Consider the following 1,106-nt stretch of genomic DNA (forward strand, 5'->3'; position numbering starts at 1 on the left):
GGTCTGATCGTCCGCGGCGGCGGGTCCATCGTCCAGATAGATAGTCAGTACAACAATCTCGGGCTCAGGGGGGCGTTGACGGTGTCCCTTCCAGGCGGTCGCGTAACTTCGGGGAGCTACGTGGGCGGTCGCACTGTCGAGGCGTCATTCAATTGGGTCAAGGGAGACCTGCTCTTCATCCGATCAACCACGCCAGTCCATGCTTACTACCACAACATGATCCCTGGAAAGATCGTCCTGCGTCAGCCGATAGATGCGGCCGCAGGCAGCGCTGTGGTGTATGTCGTGGGGAAAGCGCCTGCAAATCTGTATAACCCGGTAGCAGGACTCATTGTGAGAAATCACATTACAGGGGAATTGATCTACGCGAACAATAAGCGCCACTTGGATGTGCAGGGCTTGGCTGCGGTCGGTATTGATCAGCCCGCTCCCAGCCTTACGCATTCCTGGAGTGTGCCTGGCGGGCGTGTTTATGGGATCTGCAATACAGCAGCCCCAGACTGCGTTGTTGACGGCCCTACGGTCGGGCTTCCTGCTGGTTATGAGGCACTGTATTCCCCTTTCTTCGATGGTGGGACGAGCGGTTCTGTCATCAGGAGCCGGTATCTTCAAACTTGGCGAGATTTGTGGGATCTGGACTTCCCCACAAATCCGCCAGCAATCTCCTCAACGGTTCTCGTTGCGGATTTTACGGGAGTGTGATGTGCGATTTTCTTTTCTTTTGGCAGCCCTGCTGTTGGCAGGATGCGCGCCTATCGAAACCAGGCCCGTCGATTGTCTTGGAGCAATTTCCTACCATCGGCAAACTAATTTTCATGTGTTCAAAGTGGTGCAAGTTCGAACCCTTGCGCAGGGAGAGCAGTGCAAGGTGGAGGGATATCACCTTGGAAATTCCCCCTGGATTATGTGTTCATCGTTTGATGATTTTCAGTGTCGACCCGATGAGTGACATCGGCCAGGAATAGCAATCGCCTTCGGGCGATTTTTTTTGCCCATGCCCGCCGCGCGCGGTTTTTTTATGGAAAAGCCAAATGGAATCCATCAAGCAAGCCCTGATCAACAACGCAAACCAGCGTCTGACGCCCGAGCTCATCAATGGCCTGTAT

At 54.3% G+C, this 1,106-nt stretch carries 1 protein-coding gene; it reads left to right on the plus strand.

Annotated elements, in window-relative coordinates; all coding sequences use genetic code 11:
* The coding region (locus tag EV686_RS18490) for a hypothetical protein (protein WP_207901898.1) at positions 1 to 702 on the plus strand (702 nt) is incomplete at its 5' end.
* Positions 703 to 1,106: the final 404 nt, after the last annotated feature.

Source organism: Paracandidimonas soli (genome assembly GCF_004342005.1).
GTDB classification, from domain to species: Bacteria; Pseudomonadota; Gammaproteobacteria; order Burkholderiales; family Burkholderiaceae_B; genus Paracandidimonas; species Paracandidimonas soli.